This window comes from Ruegeria sp. AD9, assembly GCF_056542305.1.
In genome coordinates this window covers 75370-90312 of record NZ_JBQFZP010000008.1, presented here as the reverse complement: position 1 = coordinate 90312, position 14943 = coordinate 75370, and the positions used below count along the sequence as shown (strand labels likewise).

Here is a 14943-nt window from a genome sequence, read left to right as displayed (position 1 = left end):
AGCGAACGGTTCTAAGCCGTGCTTTCGGCGAGCGCCGAAGAAAAATCGGCCCATAGATCTTCTGCCGACTCGAGCCCCAGACTCAGGCGCACTAGATTGGGTGAGACCCCAAATTTCTGCATTGAGTTTTGTTCACCAGCCTGAGCAAGCCCGACGCGCGCAGGCAGGATCAGACTTTCGAAGCCACCCCAGCTCACACCGAGGCGGAAAAGGTTCAAGGCATCAGAAAGTTTGGCGATGTCGACACTGTCATCAAACTCAACCGACATAAGTCCGGACCGCCCCGTCAGCCCGGGCACGTCGTTGGCGCCTGGTGAGTTGACCTGCCTGACCTGCGGAACAGTGGCTAGGCGATCAACAAACATGTTGGCCGTCGCTTGATGCTGCATCATGCGTGCGTTCAGCGTGCGCAGGCCGCGCGTCAGCAGGAAGGCCTCAAAAGGTGCCAGTTTGGCCCCAAGCAAAGGAAGTGTCAGATCACGGATGCGGGCGATATGGTCCCGGGAGGCAACCACCACGCCCGCAACCGTGTCCGAGTGCCCCGAAATGTACTTCGAGGCCGAGTGGATGACGATGTCGATGCCCAGTGCGAGGGGGCGTTGGAACACCGGGCTTGCCCATGAATTATCGATTATCGTCAACACATTGTGGCGTCTGGCATGCTCTGCGACACGACGTAGATCCATCGCCTCAAAAACAATCGATCCGGGGCTCTCCAGATAGGCCACCGTTACATCGGCAAGCAGATCGGGGTCGTTCTCGAAACGCTCCGGCGCATGGTAGTCGATATGCACCCCGAACGGGCGCAGGATGCGCTCCATAAACCGGAATGAATCCGGATAGACGTGTTCGACGCAGGCAATCCGGTCACCGGGTTTGACAAATGCCAGCAGCGTTGAGGAAATGGCCGCCATCCCGGAAGCAAATGCAACGGCAGCCTGACCTTGTTCGGCTTCAGCCATGAGCGTTTCAAACGCGGCGACGGTCGGGTTTTCCACGCGCGTGTAGATGGCTGTTTCTGATCTTCCGGCCATCCGGTCTTCAAAACTCTGATAATTGTCAAAGGTGAATAGTGAGGTTTGAACAATAGGAGGCGTGACCGAACCTGCCTCTTCCGGGAAGATAGTTGCAAGACGCGTTGCAAGGTCTCTGTAATCAGACATTCTGACTTTCCATGATTTCTAGGACTTCTGCTTCGACCATGTCCATGATCTCGCCGATAATACGCGCGGCTTCATCTGCACGGCCTGCGACAACTGCTTCAGCCAGCTGCGCATGTATTGGAATTGAGGCTTGACCCAAGTGTGGTTGGCCGAATGGGGTGTCATATACTTCGTGAAATGCTTTCTGAATTTGCCGTATCAACTGCCCGAAAAGTGGGTTTCCGCACGCTTCATGCAGTGCCGCGTGAAACCGGTAGTCGGCCGGTCGCCAATCCTCACCCGCAGAATGAACAGCTATGAGCTCGGCAACGCGGGCCGAAATCAAAAGCCGCTGCGCGTCTGAGCAATTCAATGCAGCCAACCTTGCAGCCTCGATTTCCAGTGGCCGGCGCACGGCGTGTGTCCGCAAAAGGCTTTCGGCTTCGAGCTTCAGCGTGAGTGGGAGATGGATCGTGTTGGCAGATACCTCGGCTGCCAAACGCGTCCCTGCTTTCTTGTTCCGCACAACGATGCCCATGTTCTGCCAACTTGTCAGGGCCTCGCGAACCTTCGCCCGTCCGATTCCAAGCTGATTTGCAATTTCGATCTCTGGCGGCAGGCGATCGCCTACTTTCAAACCTTCCGCTTCGATCATTCCAGAGAGAGCTTCCAGAACGTCCCGGCCACTGCTGCCAGCCGGTAGCACCTTCAAGGTGTTGCCGACACTCTCAGCTTTTTCCTTTAGGGGCGTTCTTTTGACCACGTGCGACTTCTCCGATTCGTGTTTCATTCACTTCTACATTTAATGTAGGACAAAATAAACAATAATGTCCGACAATATAACAACACTTGCCATCCCTACAGATAAAGTCGAAAAAATTTGGTCTCGGTCATTTCGCGGCCGGATCGATACAGCCTTCCTCGCCTGCGGCTTGTTGGCGGGTTGTGGTCTTTGCGTGACCGTCTTTCTTGCTGTATTCCGCCCGAATTGCCGTTATCCTGAAGCGCCCGCCTAACGGTGCCCATAATCGCCGTTAGGTTTTTTTGTCAGCTACGGCTGAATAGTGCTTCTTTACGCCAAGGACCCGCGGTTTCTTGCCCAAAAAAAGATGTGCAAACTTGGCAAGGCTGATCTAACTTTTTAAGTGCGGGGTCGCATCTCCGAATAATATGGATTTAAAACATTGAAACCTGAACACCGCGTATCCGCGGCCCCCCGACATGAACTGCGCAATGTGCGCAATCAGGGGATCGCGTTCCTTGCTTTGGCGTTCTTGTTCAGCATTTTTGTGAACCTGCTTATGCTGACAGGCCCATTGTTTATGTTGCAGGTGTATGACCGGGTATTGGGCTCGCGTGCGGTGGAAACACTGACAGCGTTGTTTTTGTTGGTGGCGTTGCTTTATGCGCTGATGGCGATGCTGGATTTTGCCCGCGGACGCATCGTTGCCCGGTTCGGCGCACGGTTCCAGTCACAGTTGGATGAGCGCGTCTTCGAAGCAACGCTGCGGCGTTCACTTATGCCGCAAATACGATCTGCCCCGGCGACGGCCTTGCGTGATCTGGAATCCATTCGAAACCTATGTTCGTCCCCCGTTCTGCTGGCGGTGATGGATATACCATGGACGCCTGTTTTTCTGGGCGCGATTTTCCTGTTTCATCCCCTGCTGGGTTGGCTGGCCGTGACAAGCGGTGTTCTACTTGTCGTGATTGCACTGCTCAATCAGGCGCTGACCAGCAGGAAAGTCGCCGAGGCACAATCTGCAGCGGCGCGGGCAAACGCCTTTGCGGAACATGCGAGACAAGCGGCAGAGGTTGTGCGCTCTCAAGGTATGCAGGCGGACGTGACAAAGCGGTGGTTGGACCAGCGTTCGAATGCCTTACGCCAAACCATTTCTGCCAGCGATTGGACAGGCAGTTTTACATCTCTGACCAAGTCGCTACGACTGTTTCTTCAATCTGCAATGCTTGCCTTGGGCGCGTGGCTGGTTCTGCAAAATGAAATGACACCGGGCGCGATGATTGCGGGCTCAATCCTTTTGGGTCGGGCCCTCGCCCCGGTCGAACAAGCGGTTGGCCAATGGGGCATGATCGAACGTGCGCGAACAGCCTGGACTTCCCTCAGCCGGTTTTTGGATCAGACCCCACCCGAAGAGCAGCGGATCCGCTTGCCCATCCCGAAGGCGCAGCTGGAAGCAAAATCGCTGACTGTCATTCCCCCTGGGGCAACAACGCCAACGTTGCGGAACGTCAATCTGAAACTGCAACCGGGCAAGGCGCTGGGTGTCATCGGCAAAAGCGGGTCGGGAAAGACGACACTGGCCAAGGCGTTGCTGGGGCTTTGGAATCCGGCAGCCGGGGAAATTCGGCTGGGTGGTGCCACTCTGGATCAATATGACTCCAACGATTTGGGCAGCCATATCGGATATTTGCCGCAGCAGGTTACCCTATTTAACGGAACGGTGGCCGAGAACATCGCCCGGATGTCGGAGAACCCGGATTCCGAAGCGGTGGTGGCCGCGGCCAAAAAAGCCAATGCACACGACCTGATCCTGTCTTTGGAGAAAGGTTATGGCACCTTCCTTGAAGGCAATGACAGTCAGTTGTCAGGTGGACAGAAACAGCGCATCGCTCTGGCCCGCGCCCTCTATGGCGACCCTGTTCTGCTTATTCTGGACGAACCAAACTCGGCACTGGACGCGGATGGCACCGAAGCCTTGAACGCGGCCGTGAGGGGGCTCAAGGCGGCCGGCAAAGCCGCGATCATCATGACACACCGCCCGCAGGCCATTTCGGAATGTGACGATCTGGCCGTTGTCGAAAAAGGACAAGTGGTCAAGTTCGGTAGTCGTGACGAGGTTCTCAGCGCAATGGTGCAGAATGCGGGCGCGATTAAGCGCAAGCTTAGCCCCGTAGGTGAATAATGGCAAAAAACACGACCAAGAAGCAGGCGCAGGCCTGGAGTATGAGAATCCCCGCCCTGGTAGGATTCGCCGCGCTTGCCATTTTGGTCGGCGGACTGGGCCTTTGGGCAGTGAAGACACGCCTAGCTGGTGCGATCGTATCCTCAGGCGTGATCGAGGTACAAAGCAACCGTCAGGTGGTCGAACACCCTGATGGCGGCGTTGTTGGCGAAATCTTTGTACGCGATGGTGATGTGGTCGCCTCGGGCGAGATGTTGCTGAGACTGGATGATACTTTCCTATTGTCCGAACAGACGATTGTGGAAGCGCAGCTTTTCGAACTTCTGGTCCGGCGTGCCCGGCTTCAGGCCGAACGCGACGGGCTTTCGTCGCAAGAGCTGTCGGCGCAGTTGCACGAGGTACAGGAGGAATACAGCATTGATCCCGACCTGATTGTAGGGCAACAAAACTTGTTCGACGCGCGGGTGGAAACAATGTCCAAGCAGCACGAACAACTGAAAAAGCAGTTGGTTCAGATCGAAAGTGAGATCGAAGGCACACAAGCCCAACTCGTTTCCCTGCGCCGTCAGGTTGAGTTGATCGAGGATGAGCTGGAAGACCAGCAAAGCCTGTTGAAACGTGGATTGACCCAAACCAGTCGCGTGCTGGCCCTGCAACGGGAAGAAGCCAGCCTGACAGGTGAAATAGGTCGACTGGAAGCCGCTGTCGCCCGCCTCAAAGGGCAGATCGCATCAACCGAGATCCAGATCGTTGAACTGACTGCAACCCGCCGGGAGGAGGCGATTACCACTTTGCGAGACGTACAGGCCCAAATTGCTGAACTATCGGAACGCCGACTATCCCTGTCCGAGCGGATGGCACGTTTGGACATCCGCGCACCTGTCAACGGAACCGTTTACGGCAGTCAGGTCTTTGCCCTGCAGTCGGTGATTCAGCCGGGCGAACCCATGATGTATGTGGTCCCACAGGATACGCCATTGCTGGTCGCCGCGCGTGTGGACGCAATCCATGTGGATCAGCTGCACGTGGGCCAACCTGTCGCCCTGCGATTTCCGGCCTTCAATCAGCGCGAAACACCTGAATTGGACGGGCAGGTCAAAAACGTGTCTGCCGACACTTTCACGGATGAACAGTCCGGCTTCACTTTCTACCGCGCCGAGGTAATTATGAATGATGGTGAAATGGACCGTCTCAACGGTCAGGAGCTTTTGCCGGGTATGCCTGTTGAGACACTGATCAAAACCGATGAGCGCACTCCGTTGTCCTATCTTGTCAAGCCGATGGCCGATTACTTCAATCGTGCATTTAGGGAATAACGGCAGGGTTATCTCTGGATTACCGCGCTTTCCCATTCGGCCAGAAACCGGCGGCGTTTTAATCTGTCCAAAAACGTCATCAACGCTGGATCCAGCCCGATCGTTTCACGTTCTTCGTCCGTGTCATAAGGCGCCAAAGGCGGGAGGGTATGGCTGCCACCTGCCCGGCTGGATTGACTGGATACAAGGTGACGGACAAATGACGCGGCAAATTCAGGTACGGGTGTACCTTCAAGTACCATCGCCGTGCGCATCATGGTCGTCTGAAAATCCGACGGCAGTATAACCTCAAGCGTATCCTTGTGCCCGGCGCGCGCATCCGCGTAGCTGCCAAGTACATTGTAGGCGACGGCGATCTCGCCTTTGACAAGGTCGTCAATCATGTCGCCCGAACAGCAGTACAGACGCACATCCAAACCGCCCATGACTTCCATCAGACGCCAGAACGTTTCTGACGCACGGGCATCCTGCGTCGCAAACAGATACCCTAGACCGGACTGACGGATGTCATAAGTTCCCACCCGGCCTCGAAAACTGTCCGGTCGCATTCGAAGTGCTTCGATCAGTTGCTGTCGGGTCTCCGGGATAGGCGTGCCGGAAAAGGCGGCACGGTTGATCACGATGGTCGCGGGCTCAAACGTGAAGGCGAAAAGACTGCGATGCCACTGCGCCCAGGACGGCAGAGATATGTCATCGATCACGCGTCCATATCCGTCATTGGCCAGTTTCAGTTGCAGGTCCATAGCGCTGGAAATGACAATATCGAAATCTTCCGGTGCGGCACGCACGATTCGATCGATGTCGGCAGTACCCGTCACCATGTACTCGACAGAAATGTCAGAGTTTTCCTTGATAAAACCGGAAATCATAGGCTCAAACAAAAACGTATCCGTGCTTGAGATGACCCGAATATGCGCCTCGTCTGCTTCGGCGTTGAATACTTGCCGATCCTCCCAGATTTGCGCCAGTGTAACGGCAGGAATCCAAAGGAAGACTAAAGCGATAATGTAACGCATGCACCGCCTCCCCGCCTGTTGGACAAGTCAAGCGTTCCACCATGCGCTGTTGCAACGTCCCGCGCGATGGTCAGGCCCAGACCGGACCCGATGGTGCCACTTGCGTTCTTACCCCGTTCGAAACGGCGCGTGAGAGTGTCAATTTCGTTTATGGGGAACCCCGTGCCACGATCTTTTACCCGGATTTGAACCCGTGGTTCCGAAGTGACTTCGATGCGAACAGAACTGTCGGCCGGAGCATATTTCAGTGCATTGTCAATCATGTTGCGTACGGCGTTTTGAATGAGGATGGGGTCACCTGAATACATGACCTGTGGGTCGCCACAAAGCGACAGTGACAGGTCCTTCATCTCGGCAATTGGTGTTAGGCGCTGCACAAGGTCACGGACCAAGGCGTTCAGGTCTATGTCTTCCCGCTCAAGATGATCAGCCCGGAACGTGATCATTGCGTGATCCAACAGCTGACCAGCTGCACGTGAGCTTTCGTCAATGGCGCGCACCATCGAACGCAGCGCCTCGCGGTTTTCTTCTTTTTCAACCCTTTGCAAAGTGGCATCAGCATATGACCTGACAGTGGCAAGCGGGGTGCGAACGCGGTGAGCCGCTTCGGCGATAAAATCTTCTGACTGGCTCAGTGACTGATCAAGCCGACCCATCAATGAGTTCAGTGAAGCAACCAATGGGGCCATTTCGCGGGGTACCGGCTTTTTGAACGGGCTCAAGTCCTGTGGGCCACGGCGGGTGACAGAGGTTGTCAATCTGTTCAGCTGCCCGATGGTCGAGGACGTCGCCCAAAAGGAAAGAGCGGCGGCAAGGGCAAAGAACCCTACTCCCAGAATCGCCGCATTGCGCGAAATCTGGTCCAGAGTCTCCGCCAACGCATCTTGCGTTTGCCCCAGCGCGACCACGAGCTCGGTTTGCTTATCCAATCCCACCAAAGTCCGGCTGGCGCTGACCTGACGAATGGTTTCACCGCGAATCTGGCTGAACCTGAAAAGCGACTTGCCGTCATGCGGTCCTATGGTCGGTGGAAAATCCTCGTATCCGGACAGAAACGACCCGTCCTGAAAGATAGAATAGAAGATTCTGTCGTCCGCAGGGGTGCTTAGCATCGCGAAGGCCGCATACGGGATATCGACCTCCAACACCCCTTCCCGCAAAGCGGCCGCATCGAGGATAGAGGCCACTGATGCGCCAAGTATGTTGTCTTGCCCCTGTAGCGCGACCTGCGCAGCATAGTTTCGTACTGCGACAAACAGCAGGAACGCAAGTATGGCCGCGCCACCGATCAGTGTCAGAACCAGCCTGTTCCGCAGTGATCCTGACACATTGGGATCAGGAGGCATGATCCAACCTGTATCCCAGCCCACGCAACGTAGTGATCTTCAGGTCCGAGGGTTCCAGATGCTTGCGCAAGCGGCCCACATAAACTTCGATCGCGTTATCAGAGACATCATCATCATAAGAAAACAGCCGGTCGGTTAGTTTTTGTTTCGAAAAAACCTGACCAGGTGCGCTAATGAACAATTCCAGCAGGCGCAGTTCACGGTTACGCAGCGACACGGTCTCGTCACCCACCGTCAGATGGCCTGCCAGAGGGTCGAATACGATGCCGCCGACTTCTATCGTTGTCTTCGTATTCCCAGACTTGCGGCGCAGAACAGCGCGGCAGCGCGCTTCAAGTTCGGCATGATCAAACGGTTTGGTGACATAGTCGTCAGCACCCAGATCAAGCGAGCCGATTCGATCCGAAACCTGACTGCGGGCCGTCAAAACGATTACTGGCGTGTCCAAATGGCTCGCGCGATGCCGCTTGAGGAAATCGCGACCGTCCCCATCCGGCAGCATGATATCCAGCAGGATCAGATCGTATTCCTGAGTTTCAACAAAGGCAGTTGCATCGCCTAATGTGGACGCGTTATCAACCACATGCCCGTCCAACCTCATGCGGGAACTGATCGCGTTTGCGAGGTCTAGATTGTCTTCGACAAGCAGAAATTTCATCGGGCTTTAATACTATTCTCGCGCGTGACAGGTTGATGTCAGGTTGGTGTGTTTTTGTTCTTCCCAATCTGAGCCGCCATGCGGCCCGTTGTCAAATGGGAGGACATCATGACAACTTTCGCACTGGGCCGTCGCGCCCTGATCGCAGCTGTAGCTGCAGTAGGACTTGCAGGACCCGTTCTGGCTGAAGACCAGCTGGTGGACAGCATCCACTTTCTGATCCCCGGCGGCGCCGGTGGTGGCTGGGACGGTACCGCTCGCGGCACCGGCGAAGCGCTTACGAACGCCGGTCTTGTGGGCACCGCGTCTTATGAAAACATGTCAGGCGGTGGTGGCGGCAAAGCCATCGGGTATCTGATTGAAAACGCCGACAGCAACCACGGGACGTTGATGGTAAACTCCACGCCAATCGTGATCCGTTCGTTGACTGGCGTGTTCCCTCACAACTTCCGCGACCTGACGTTGGTGTCGGGCACGATTGGAGATTACGCAGCAATTGTTGTCGGCAAAGACAGCCCTATCAACTCTATGAGTGATCTACTTGCTGCATTCGACGCCGACCCGGGCAACACGGCCATTGGCGGTGGCTCAGTTCCTGGTGGCATGGACCACCTGGTCGCAGCAATGGTGATGGAAGCCGCTGGGAAGGATGCTCTTGGCGTGAAATACATCCCATATGATGCAGGTGGCAAAGCCATGGCTGCCCTTCTGTCCGGTGAGATCGCAGCCCTGTCTACGGGTTTTTCGGAGGCCGTCGATCTGGCCAACGCAGGTGAAGTTAAGATCATCGGCGTCACATCGGCAGATCGCGTAGATGCCGCCCCAGACGCGATGACCATGAAAGAACAGGGCATCGACACCACCTTTGTGAACTGGCGTGGCTTCTTTGCGGCCCCGGGTCTGCCCGAGGACAAGCTTGCAGCCTACCAGGCCGCGATTGCCAAGATGTACGACACCCCGGAATGGGAAGAGGTTCGTGCACGCAACGGTTGGGTGAACATCCACAACTCGGGCGATGATTTCCGGTCATTTCTTGAGCAGCAGGAACAACAGATCGGTGATCTGATGAAGAAGCTGGGCTTCCTCTGAATACAACTTGGGCAGAGCGGTAACCCGCTCTGCCATCTCTGACGACCAAAAAAGGAGGGGGTCCCATGGCGCTGGATCGCTGGATCGCGCTCATTCTTCTGGGTGTTTGTTTAACATATGGCTACGCCGCTTGGTTCACGATGGACAGTAGTCTTCCCCCTTTCATGCAGAGAAACCCCATATGGCCAAGCACTTTCCCCAAAGTGCTGTCAATTCTGGGGATCATCACGGCCACGATCATTCTGCTGGGCTTTGAAAAGGCTGAACCCAGCGAACCTGAAATCGACTATCGGCGGTTGGGCGATTACCATCTTGGTCAGGCGATCATGTTACTGGTTCTGATGGTCGTCTACGCGATGTGCCTGCGCCCCGTAGGGTTCCTGATCTCAACTTCGGCCTTCCTGATCTTTGGGTCTTTTATCTTGGGTGAACGAAAATGGCATATCATGCTGCCCGTCGCCCTGATCGCCACAGGTACGGTCTGGTATCTGGTTCAGGAAGTCCTTGGCATTTACATGCGCCCTTTGCCCGGCATTTTCGGAGGCTGACATGCTTGAAGGACTTCTGATAGGCCTGCAAACGGCATTCTCACTGCAAAACCTGCTGATGGTCGTCGCGGGCTGTCTGATTGGCACATTCATCGGAATGCTGCCGGGTCTGGGCCCGATGTCGATCATCGCCATCATGATCCCGGTGGCAATTTCCATGGGTGACCCGTCCGCCGCGCTGATCCTGCTGGCCGGCGTATATTATGGCGCCATTTTTGGCGGTTCGACCTCTTCAATTCTGCTGAATGCGCCGGGGGTCGCGGGTACCGTCGCGTCCAGCTTTGACGGCTACCCGATGGCCCGTCAGGGCAAAGCGGGCAAAGCCTTGACCATTGCCGCAATCGCGAGCTTTGCAGGTGGCACGTTCGGTGCGTTGCTGTTGATGGTCTTCGCTCCTGCCCTGTCCTCCGTTGCGTTGCTTTTCCACTCGGCCGAGTATTTCGCGCTGATGGTTGTCGGCTTGTCCGCCATTGCCGCTTTCGCGGGAACAGGTCAGGTTGCCAAGGCTATCATAATGACAATCCTTGGATTGATTATGGCAACCGTCGGCGAAGGCGCGCTGTTCAACATGCCTCGCTTCACCATGGGCATCATGGATTTGCAGTCGGGTTTTGGCTTTATCACACTTGCAATGGCCATGTTCGCGTTACCCGAAGCTCTGTTTCTTGTTCTCAAACCCAAGGACCTTAAGGGCGAAGAAGGCGAAATCAAGGACCTGCGCATAAGCAGGGAGGAAGCCAAAGCCATTGCCCCGGTGATTGGCCGCCAGTCTATCCAAGGGTTTTTCATCGGGGTTCTGCCGGGTGCCGGTGCAACGATTGCCAGTTTTCTGGGCTATGCGGTCGAGCGTAACATCGCCCCAAAGGCCGAGCAGGACGAATTCGGCAAAGGGTCAATCAAAGGGCTGGCCGCGCCTGAAACAGCAAACAACGCCGCCTGTACCGGCTCGTTCGTGCCGCTGCTGACCCTGGGCATTCCCGGATCGGGTACGACGGCGATCTTGCTTGGCGCATTGATTGCCCTGAACGTGACGCCGGGCCCACGCCTTATGCTGGACGAGCCGCAGATCTTTTGGGCGGTCATCATGTCCATGTTCATTGGCAATCTGGTGCTTCTGATCCTGAATCTGCCGCTGATCCCCTACATTGCCAAAGTTCTCTCGGTGCCGCGCAACTATCTGATCCCCTTTATTTTGTTCTTTACTCTGATGGGGGCCTATATCGGGCAGAACAATGCAACCGAACTGCTGATACTGGTAGGTTTTGGGGTATGCGCAACGGCGTTGAAATTCGCTGATTACCCATTGGCACCACTGTTGATCGGTTTCATCCTCGGCGGCATGATGGAAGACAACTTCTCACGGTCCATGCAGTTGTACGATGGCATCGCCTTTATATGGGAGCGCCCGATGACGCTGGGTCTGCTGGTTATTGCGGCGCTTCTGGTGCTCCTGCCCAGCTACCGCGCGCGCCGTGCACAGGCCCGGGCGGAAGGTGTTGCCGAAGGTGACTGACCCGCTGGCGGGAATACGGGTTCTCGATCTGACCAATGTCCTCGCGGGTCCGTATTGCTGCTACCAACTGGCATTGATGGGTGCCGACGTGATCAAGGTCGAGCGCCCCGATGGTGGCGACCTTGCTCGCGTTCTGGGTGCCGATCCCGCTAGAAACAAGGCGGGGATGGGGATCAGTTTTCTGGCGCAGAATGCCGGGAAAAAATCTGTCACGCTGGACATGAAATCGGAAAAGGGCAAGGCGCTGCTGAAAAGCCTTGTCCAGTCAGCCGATGTTCTGGTGGAAAACTTCCGGCCCGGAGTAATGGATCGTCTTGGTCTTGGGTATGAAGTTCTGCGCAACGTCAATCCCAACCTGATCTATTGCGCCATCAGCGGGTTCGGGCAGGATGGCCCCCGGCGCGGCGATCCGGCTTATGACCAGATTGTGCAGGGTATCAGCGGCGTGATGTCAATCACCGGCGCCCCCGACACGGCACCGTATCGCGTCGGCTATCCGTTGGCAGACACGGTCGGGGGGATGACGGCCGCCTTTGCAGTCGCGGCGGCATTGAACGCCAACCCGCGCGGCACCTACCTGGATGTTGCGATGTCCGAAGCCGTTATTTCGACAATGGGTTGGGTCGTTTCAAATTTTCTGGTCGGTGGCGTAACGCCCGGAGCGCATGGGAATGAGAACACGAGCTCGGCCCCCTCAGGTACATTTGCCACGCTGGACAGCCCGATCAACATCGCGGCCAATCGGGACGAGCAATGGCAGGCACTTGCCCGCTGTCTGGGGCGGGATGAACTGCTGGACAACCCCGACTACGCAACGCGTGAAGACCGCAAAAGTAACCGCCACGCCTTACGTACAGAACTGGAACGAACCCTGAAAACGAAGGCTGCGGCCGAATGGGTGAGTGAATTAAACGCTTTGGGTGTTCCAGCTGGGCAAGTTCTGACCGTACCAGAGGCCCTTGCAGACCCGCAACTTTACGATCGCGGTCTGATTGGCTCTTTACAGGTTCACGGCGAACAGATGCAGCTTGCAGGTAGTCCCGTCGTAATGGATGGCACCCGGCGAATGCCGCAAATCGCGCCACCAAAACTTGGGGCCGACAACAAGGCAGTGTGGTCTGAAATCGGATTGACCGACGCGGAAATCGACGCGCTGCGCAGAGAGGGGATCATATGAACGATGTGTCAGATTGGTGGGCAACATCCATCATCGATATGGAACCTGGCCGGATCGACCTGCGCGGAGAGCCGATTCAAAACCTGATCGGACGCCTTGGTTTCGCGGAGATGATCTGGTTCATGGTACGCGGCGACCACCCATCAGAAGCGCAGTCCCAATTGTTCGAAGCCGCGCTGGTCGCGGCAGTCGACCACGGTCCGCAGGCCCCATCGATTGCGACCGCGCGCATGTCGGTGACCTGTGGCCTGCCTCTCAACAACGCGATGGCGAGCGCCGTGAACATGTTGGGCGACATTCATGGAGGGGCTGGCGAGCAGGCCGTGGAGCTCTACCACTTTGTGGGCCTTTACCCTGGCACTTTGGAGCAGGCAATCAATGCGAGGATCGAAAGCCACGGAAAGATACTTCCGGGTTTTGGTCACAGGTTTCACACACCCACAGACCCTCGTGCGCCGCGCCTGATGGAACTGGTTGTCGAAGCGGTGAAAACCGGTGCTTGCGATGGGCAATTCATGCGCATTGCGCAGCAGATCGAGGCAGAGCTTGCGCGGCGTAAGGGCAAACCCGTCCCGATGAACATCGATGGCGCAACCGCAGTTATTTATGCCGAGCTTGGGTTTGCGCCACCATTGGCGCGCGGCCTTTTCTGCCTGTCCCGATCAGTGGGTATTCTGGCACATGCCTGGGAGCAGATGCAGCAAGGTGGTCGCAACAAAGGGCCGACCCCACCCTCGTATCGCTGGACGTACCAGCCGGGCTAAGCACTTTTCCGATGGGATCGATTTTTCAACAGATCTGCGGCAGCACGGGCAATAACCAGCTCTTCGTTTGTCGGAATAACCATGGCCACCACACGGGACAGATCTGTCGAGATGATCCGATCATTGTCCGCGTTGGCATCGGGATCCAGTTCAATCCCCAGCCACCCCATTCCGGAACATACCCTGTCGCGTACAAGACGCGAGTTTTCTCCGATACCACCAGTGAAGATCAGGGCATCAATACCGCCCAATATTGCGGCCATTGCTCCAAGTTCGCGGCGGATGCGGAAAGTGAAATAGCTGATGGCCTGTCGGCTTTCACGGGTATCTGCTTTTTCAAGAGTGCGCATGTCGCTTGAAAGTCCGGACAGACCCAGCAAACCTGATTTGCGAAACAGAAGGTCGGAAATCTCTGAGGCGCTCAACCCTTCCTGATCCATCAGATACAACAAAACACCTGGATCGAGCTGACCGCAACGTGATCCCATCGGCAGCCCGTCCAACGACGAAAACCCCATGGTCGAACCGACGGATCGCCCCCCGATCATGGCACACATCGACGCACCGTTACCCAAATGCGCGACCACAACCCGCCCCGCGTGCAAAAGTGGCGCGGTTTTGGCCAAATGGTCCGAGATGTACTCATAACTAAGCCCGTGAAAACCATAGCGGCGGACGCCTTTGTCGTAATACTCGCGCGGCAGGGCGAATACGTCGTTCTCCCAGGGGTGATTGCGATGAAAGGCCGTGTCAAAACAGGCAATCTGGGCGGCATTTGGAAAGCGTTCCATAGCTGCCTTGACGCCAGCCAGGTTGTGCGGCTGGTGCAGAGGTGCATACGGAGAGAGCTTGTCCAACTCCTCCAAAGCAGCGGCGGTCAACGGCAATGGCGTATCGATCTCAGGTCCGCCGTGAACAATACGATGCCCAACCGCGGTGACCTCGCAACTGGGGAAGGCACGTGACAACAGGTTCAGTACCCAGTCCAGGGCGGCGGCGTGATCGTGAATATCTCCTGCCGTGCCATTCGCAAGAACTCCACCGCCAGATGACCGCGCCTTGACGGTTGGCTCAGGCTCGCCGATCCGTTCGACCACACCGGTGCACACCATGATTGGATCGTCTTCTGTCAGTTCAAACAGGCCGAACTTCATCGAAGACGATCCGGCATTCAGTGTCACGACATGTGTCATGCATACCCTCTGGTTTACGAAAAGGTGAAGCTCAGGAAGTTTACAGATCCGCCTTGGGCCAAGGTTGTGCTTCAGACGTTATACAAGAGACTACGAACCAGCCCACCGCGACAACCCCGGTCTTTTCGAACTTTCAAGAAAGAAAAGATCAATTAGCCCAGCCGTTTCTGTAGCGCCAACATCACCTTCATTCCGGTCGTCCCAGTCGTAATCATGGATTGAACCACCTGCAAGATACTAAGCTGACGCCCCTCAAA

13 protein-coding genes are annotated in these 14943 nt (G+C 56.2%); 7 read left to right on the top strand and 6 right to left on the bottom strand.

What is annotated here, in order from left to right; translation table 11 throughout:
* Positions 1-11: 11 nt before the first annotated feature.
* Entirely contained in the window at positions 12-1163 is a 1152-nt protein-coding gene (locus tag ACR0AM_RS13375; protein WP_480606788.1) for an aminotransferase class I/II-fold pyridoxal phosphate-dependent enzyme, read from the bottom strand.
* Positions 1156-1932, bottom strand: a complete 777-nt coding sequence (locus ACR0AM_RS13370) for a FadR/GntR family transcriptional regulator (protein ID WP_480477294.1) — start codon at positions 1930-1932, stop codon at positions 1156-1158. The genes ACR0AM_RS13375 and ACR0AM_RS13370 overlap by 8 nt, the downstream gene beginning before the upstream one ends.
* A gap of 394 nt (positions 1933-2326) precedes the next feature.
* Between ACR0AM_RS13370 and ACR0AM_RS13365 the strand changes: the two genes are divergently transcribed.
* Both ACR0AM_RS13365 and ACR0AM_RS13360 read left to right on the top strand, forming a co-directional pair.
* Positions 2327-4066 (top strand): type I secretion system permease/ATPase, encoded by a 1740-nt coding sequence (locus tag ACR0AM_RS13365; protein WP_480520548.1) that lies wholly within the window; start codon positions 2327-2329, stop codon positions 4064-4066.
* A 41-nt stretch (positions 4067-4107) separates the two neighbouring features.
* A complete protein-coding gene (locus ACR0AM_RS13360) occupies positions 4108-5382 on the top strand; it encodes an HlyD family type I secretion periplasmic adaptor subunit (RefSeq protein WP_480520546.1) in 1275 nt (424 codons plus the stop codon).
* A gap of 8 nt (positions 5383-5390) precedes the next feature.
* On the opposite strand, the gene ACR0AM_RS13355 is transcribed toward ACR0AM_RS13360, so the two are convergent.
* Genes ACR0AM_RS13355 through ACR0AM_RS13345 form a run of 3 tightly spaced genes read right to left on the bottom strand, consistent with a single transcriptional unit; the run spans position 5391 to position 8402 of the window.
* Positions 5391-6398 carry an ABC transporter substrate-binding protein gene (locus ACR0AM_RS13355; RefSeq protein ID WP_480623159.1) on the bottom strand — a complete coding sequence of 336 codons (1008 nt, stop codon included), beginning with the start codon at positions 6396-6398 and terminating at the stop codon, positions 5391-5393.
* Positions 6377-7744: a sensor histidine kinase gene (locus ACR0AM_RS13350; protein WP_480623158.1), complete on the bottom strand. Its 1368-nt coding sequence runs from the start codon at positions 7742-7744 to the stop codon at positions 6377-6379. The genes ACR0AM_RS13355 and ACR0AM_RS13350 overlap by 22 nt, the downstream gene beginning before the upstream one ends.
* A complete protein-coding gene (locus ACR0AM_RS13345; protein WP_267366073.1) occupies positions 7734-8402 on the bottom strand; it encodes a response regulator transcription factor in 669 nt (222 codons plus the stop codon). Before ACR0AM_RS13345 ends, ACR0AM_RS13350 begins: the two co-directional genes overlap by 11 nt.
* A 108-nt stretch (positions 8403-8510) precedes the next feature.
* Here ACR0AM_RS13345 and ACR0AM_RS13340 point away from each other — a divergent pair, with 108 nt between their 5' ends.
* The 5 genes from ACR0AM_RS13340 to ACR0AM_RS13320 all read left to right on the top strand — a co-directional run bounded on the left by ACR0AM_RS13340 (position 8511) and on the right by ACR0AM_RS13320 (position 13493).
* Complete coding sequence (locus ACR0AM_RS13340; RefSeq protein WP_480477304.1) at positions 8511-9491, top strand: tripartite tricarboxylate transporter substrate binding protein; 981 nt, start codon at positions 8511-8513, stop codon at positions 9489-9491.
* Between the two features lie 65 nt (positions 9492-9556).
* On the top strand, positions 9557-10039 hold the full coding sequence (locus ACR0AM_RS13335) for a tripartite tricarboxylate transporter TctB family protein (protein WP_480623157.1): 483 nt from the start codon (positions 9557-9559) through the stop codon (positions 10037-10039).
* A 1-nt stretch (position 10040) separates the two neighbouring features.
* Positions 10041-11552, top strand: a complete 1512-nt coding sequence (locus tag ACR0AM_RS13330) for a tripartite tricarboxylate transporter permease (protein WP_480477308.1) — start codon at positions 10041-10043, stop codon at positions 11550-11552.
* Entirely contained in the window at positions 11545-12729 is a 1185-nt protein-coding gene (locus tag ACR0AM_RS13325; protein ID WP_480623156.1) for a CaiB/BaiF CoA transferase family protein, read from the top strand. The genes ACR0AM_RS13330 and ACR0AM_RS13325 overlap by 8 nt, the downstream gene beginning before the upstream one ends.
* Positions 12726-13493, top strand: coding sequence for a citryl-CoA lyase (locus tag ACR0AM_RS13320; RefSeq protein WP_480623155.1), 768 nt, complete (start codon positions 12726-12728; stop codon positions 13491-13493). The genes ACR0AM_RS13325 and ACR0AM_RS13320 overlap by 4 nt, the downstream gene beginning before the upstream one ends.
* Here ACR0AM_RS13320 and ACR0AM_RS13315 read toward each other — a convergent pair.
* On the bottom strand, positions 13490-14686 hold the full coding sequence (locus tag ACR0AM_RS13315) for an acetate/propionate family kinase (RefSeq protein WP_480623154.1): 1197 nt from the start codon (positions 14684-14686) through the stop codon (positions 13490-13492). The genes ACR0AM_RS13320 and ACR0AM_RS13315 overlap by 4 nt on opposite strands.
* Positions 14687-14943 lie beyond the last annotated feature (257 nt).

What these genes read in the sequence shown, in the direction of transcription:
- ACR0AM_RS13375 (WP_480606788.1), bottom strand. Translation starts at nt 1,163, where the DNA reads ATGTCTGATTACAGAGACCTTGCAACGCGTCTTGCAACTATCTTCCCG.
- ACR0AM_RS13370 (WP_480477294.1), bottom strand. Translation starts at nt 1,932, where the DNA reads ATGAAACACGAATCGGAGAAGTCGCACGTGGTCAAAAGAACGCCCCTA.
- ACR0AM_RS13360 (WP_480520546.1), top strand. Translation starts at nt 4,108, where the DNA reads ATGAGAATCCCCGCCCTGGTAGGATTCGCCGCGCTTGCCATTTTGGTC.
- ACR0AM_RS13355 (WP_480623159.1), bottom strand. Translation starts at nt 6,398, where the DNA reads ATGCGTTACATTATCGCTTTAGTCTTCCTTTGGATTCCTGCCGTTACA.
- ACR0AM_RS13350 (WP_480623158.1), bottom strand. Translation starts at nt 7,744, where the DNA reads ATGCCTCCTGATCCCAATGTGTCAGGATCACTGCGGAACAGGCTGGTT.
- ACR0AM_RS13345 (WP_267366073.1), bottom strand. Translation starts at nt 8,402, where the DNA reads ATGAAATTTCTGCTTGTCGAAGACAATCTAGACCTCGCAAACGCGATC.
- ACR0AM_RS13340 (WP_480477304.1), top strand. Translation starts at nt 8,511, where the DNA reads ATGACAACTTTCGCACTGGGCCGTCGCGCCCTGATCGCAGCTGTAGCT.
- ACR0AM_RS13335 (WP_480623157.1), top strand. Translation starts at nt 9,557, where the DNA reads ATGGCGCTGGATCGCTGGATCGCGCTCATTCTTCTGGGTGTTTGTTTA.
- ACR0AM_RS13330 (WP_480477308.1), top strand. Translation starts at nt 10,041, where the DNA reads ATGCTTGAAGGACTTCTGATAGGCCTGCAAACGGCATTCTCACTGCAA.
- ACR0AM_RS13320 (WP_480623155.1), top strand. Translation starts at nt 12,726, where the DNA reads ATGAACGATGTGTCAGATTGGTGGGCAACATCCATCATCGATATGGAA.
- ACR0AM_RS13315 (WP_480623154.1), bottom strand. Translation starts at nt 14,686, where the DNA reads ATGACACATGTCGTGACACTGAATGCCGGATCGTCTTCGATGAAGTTC.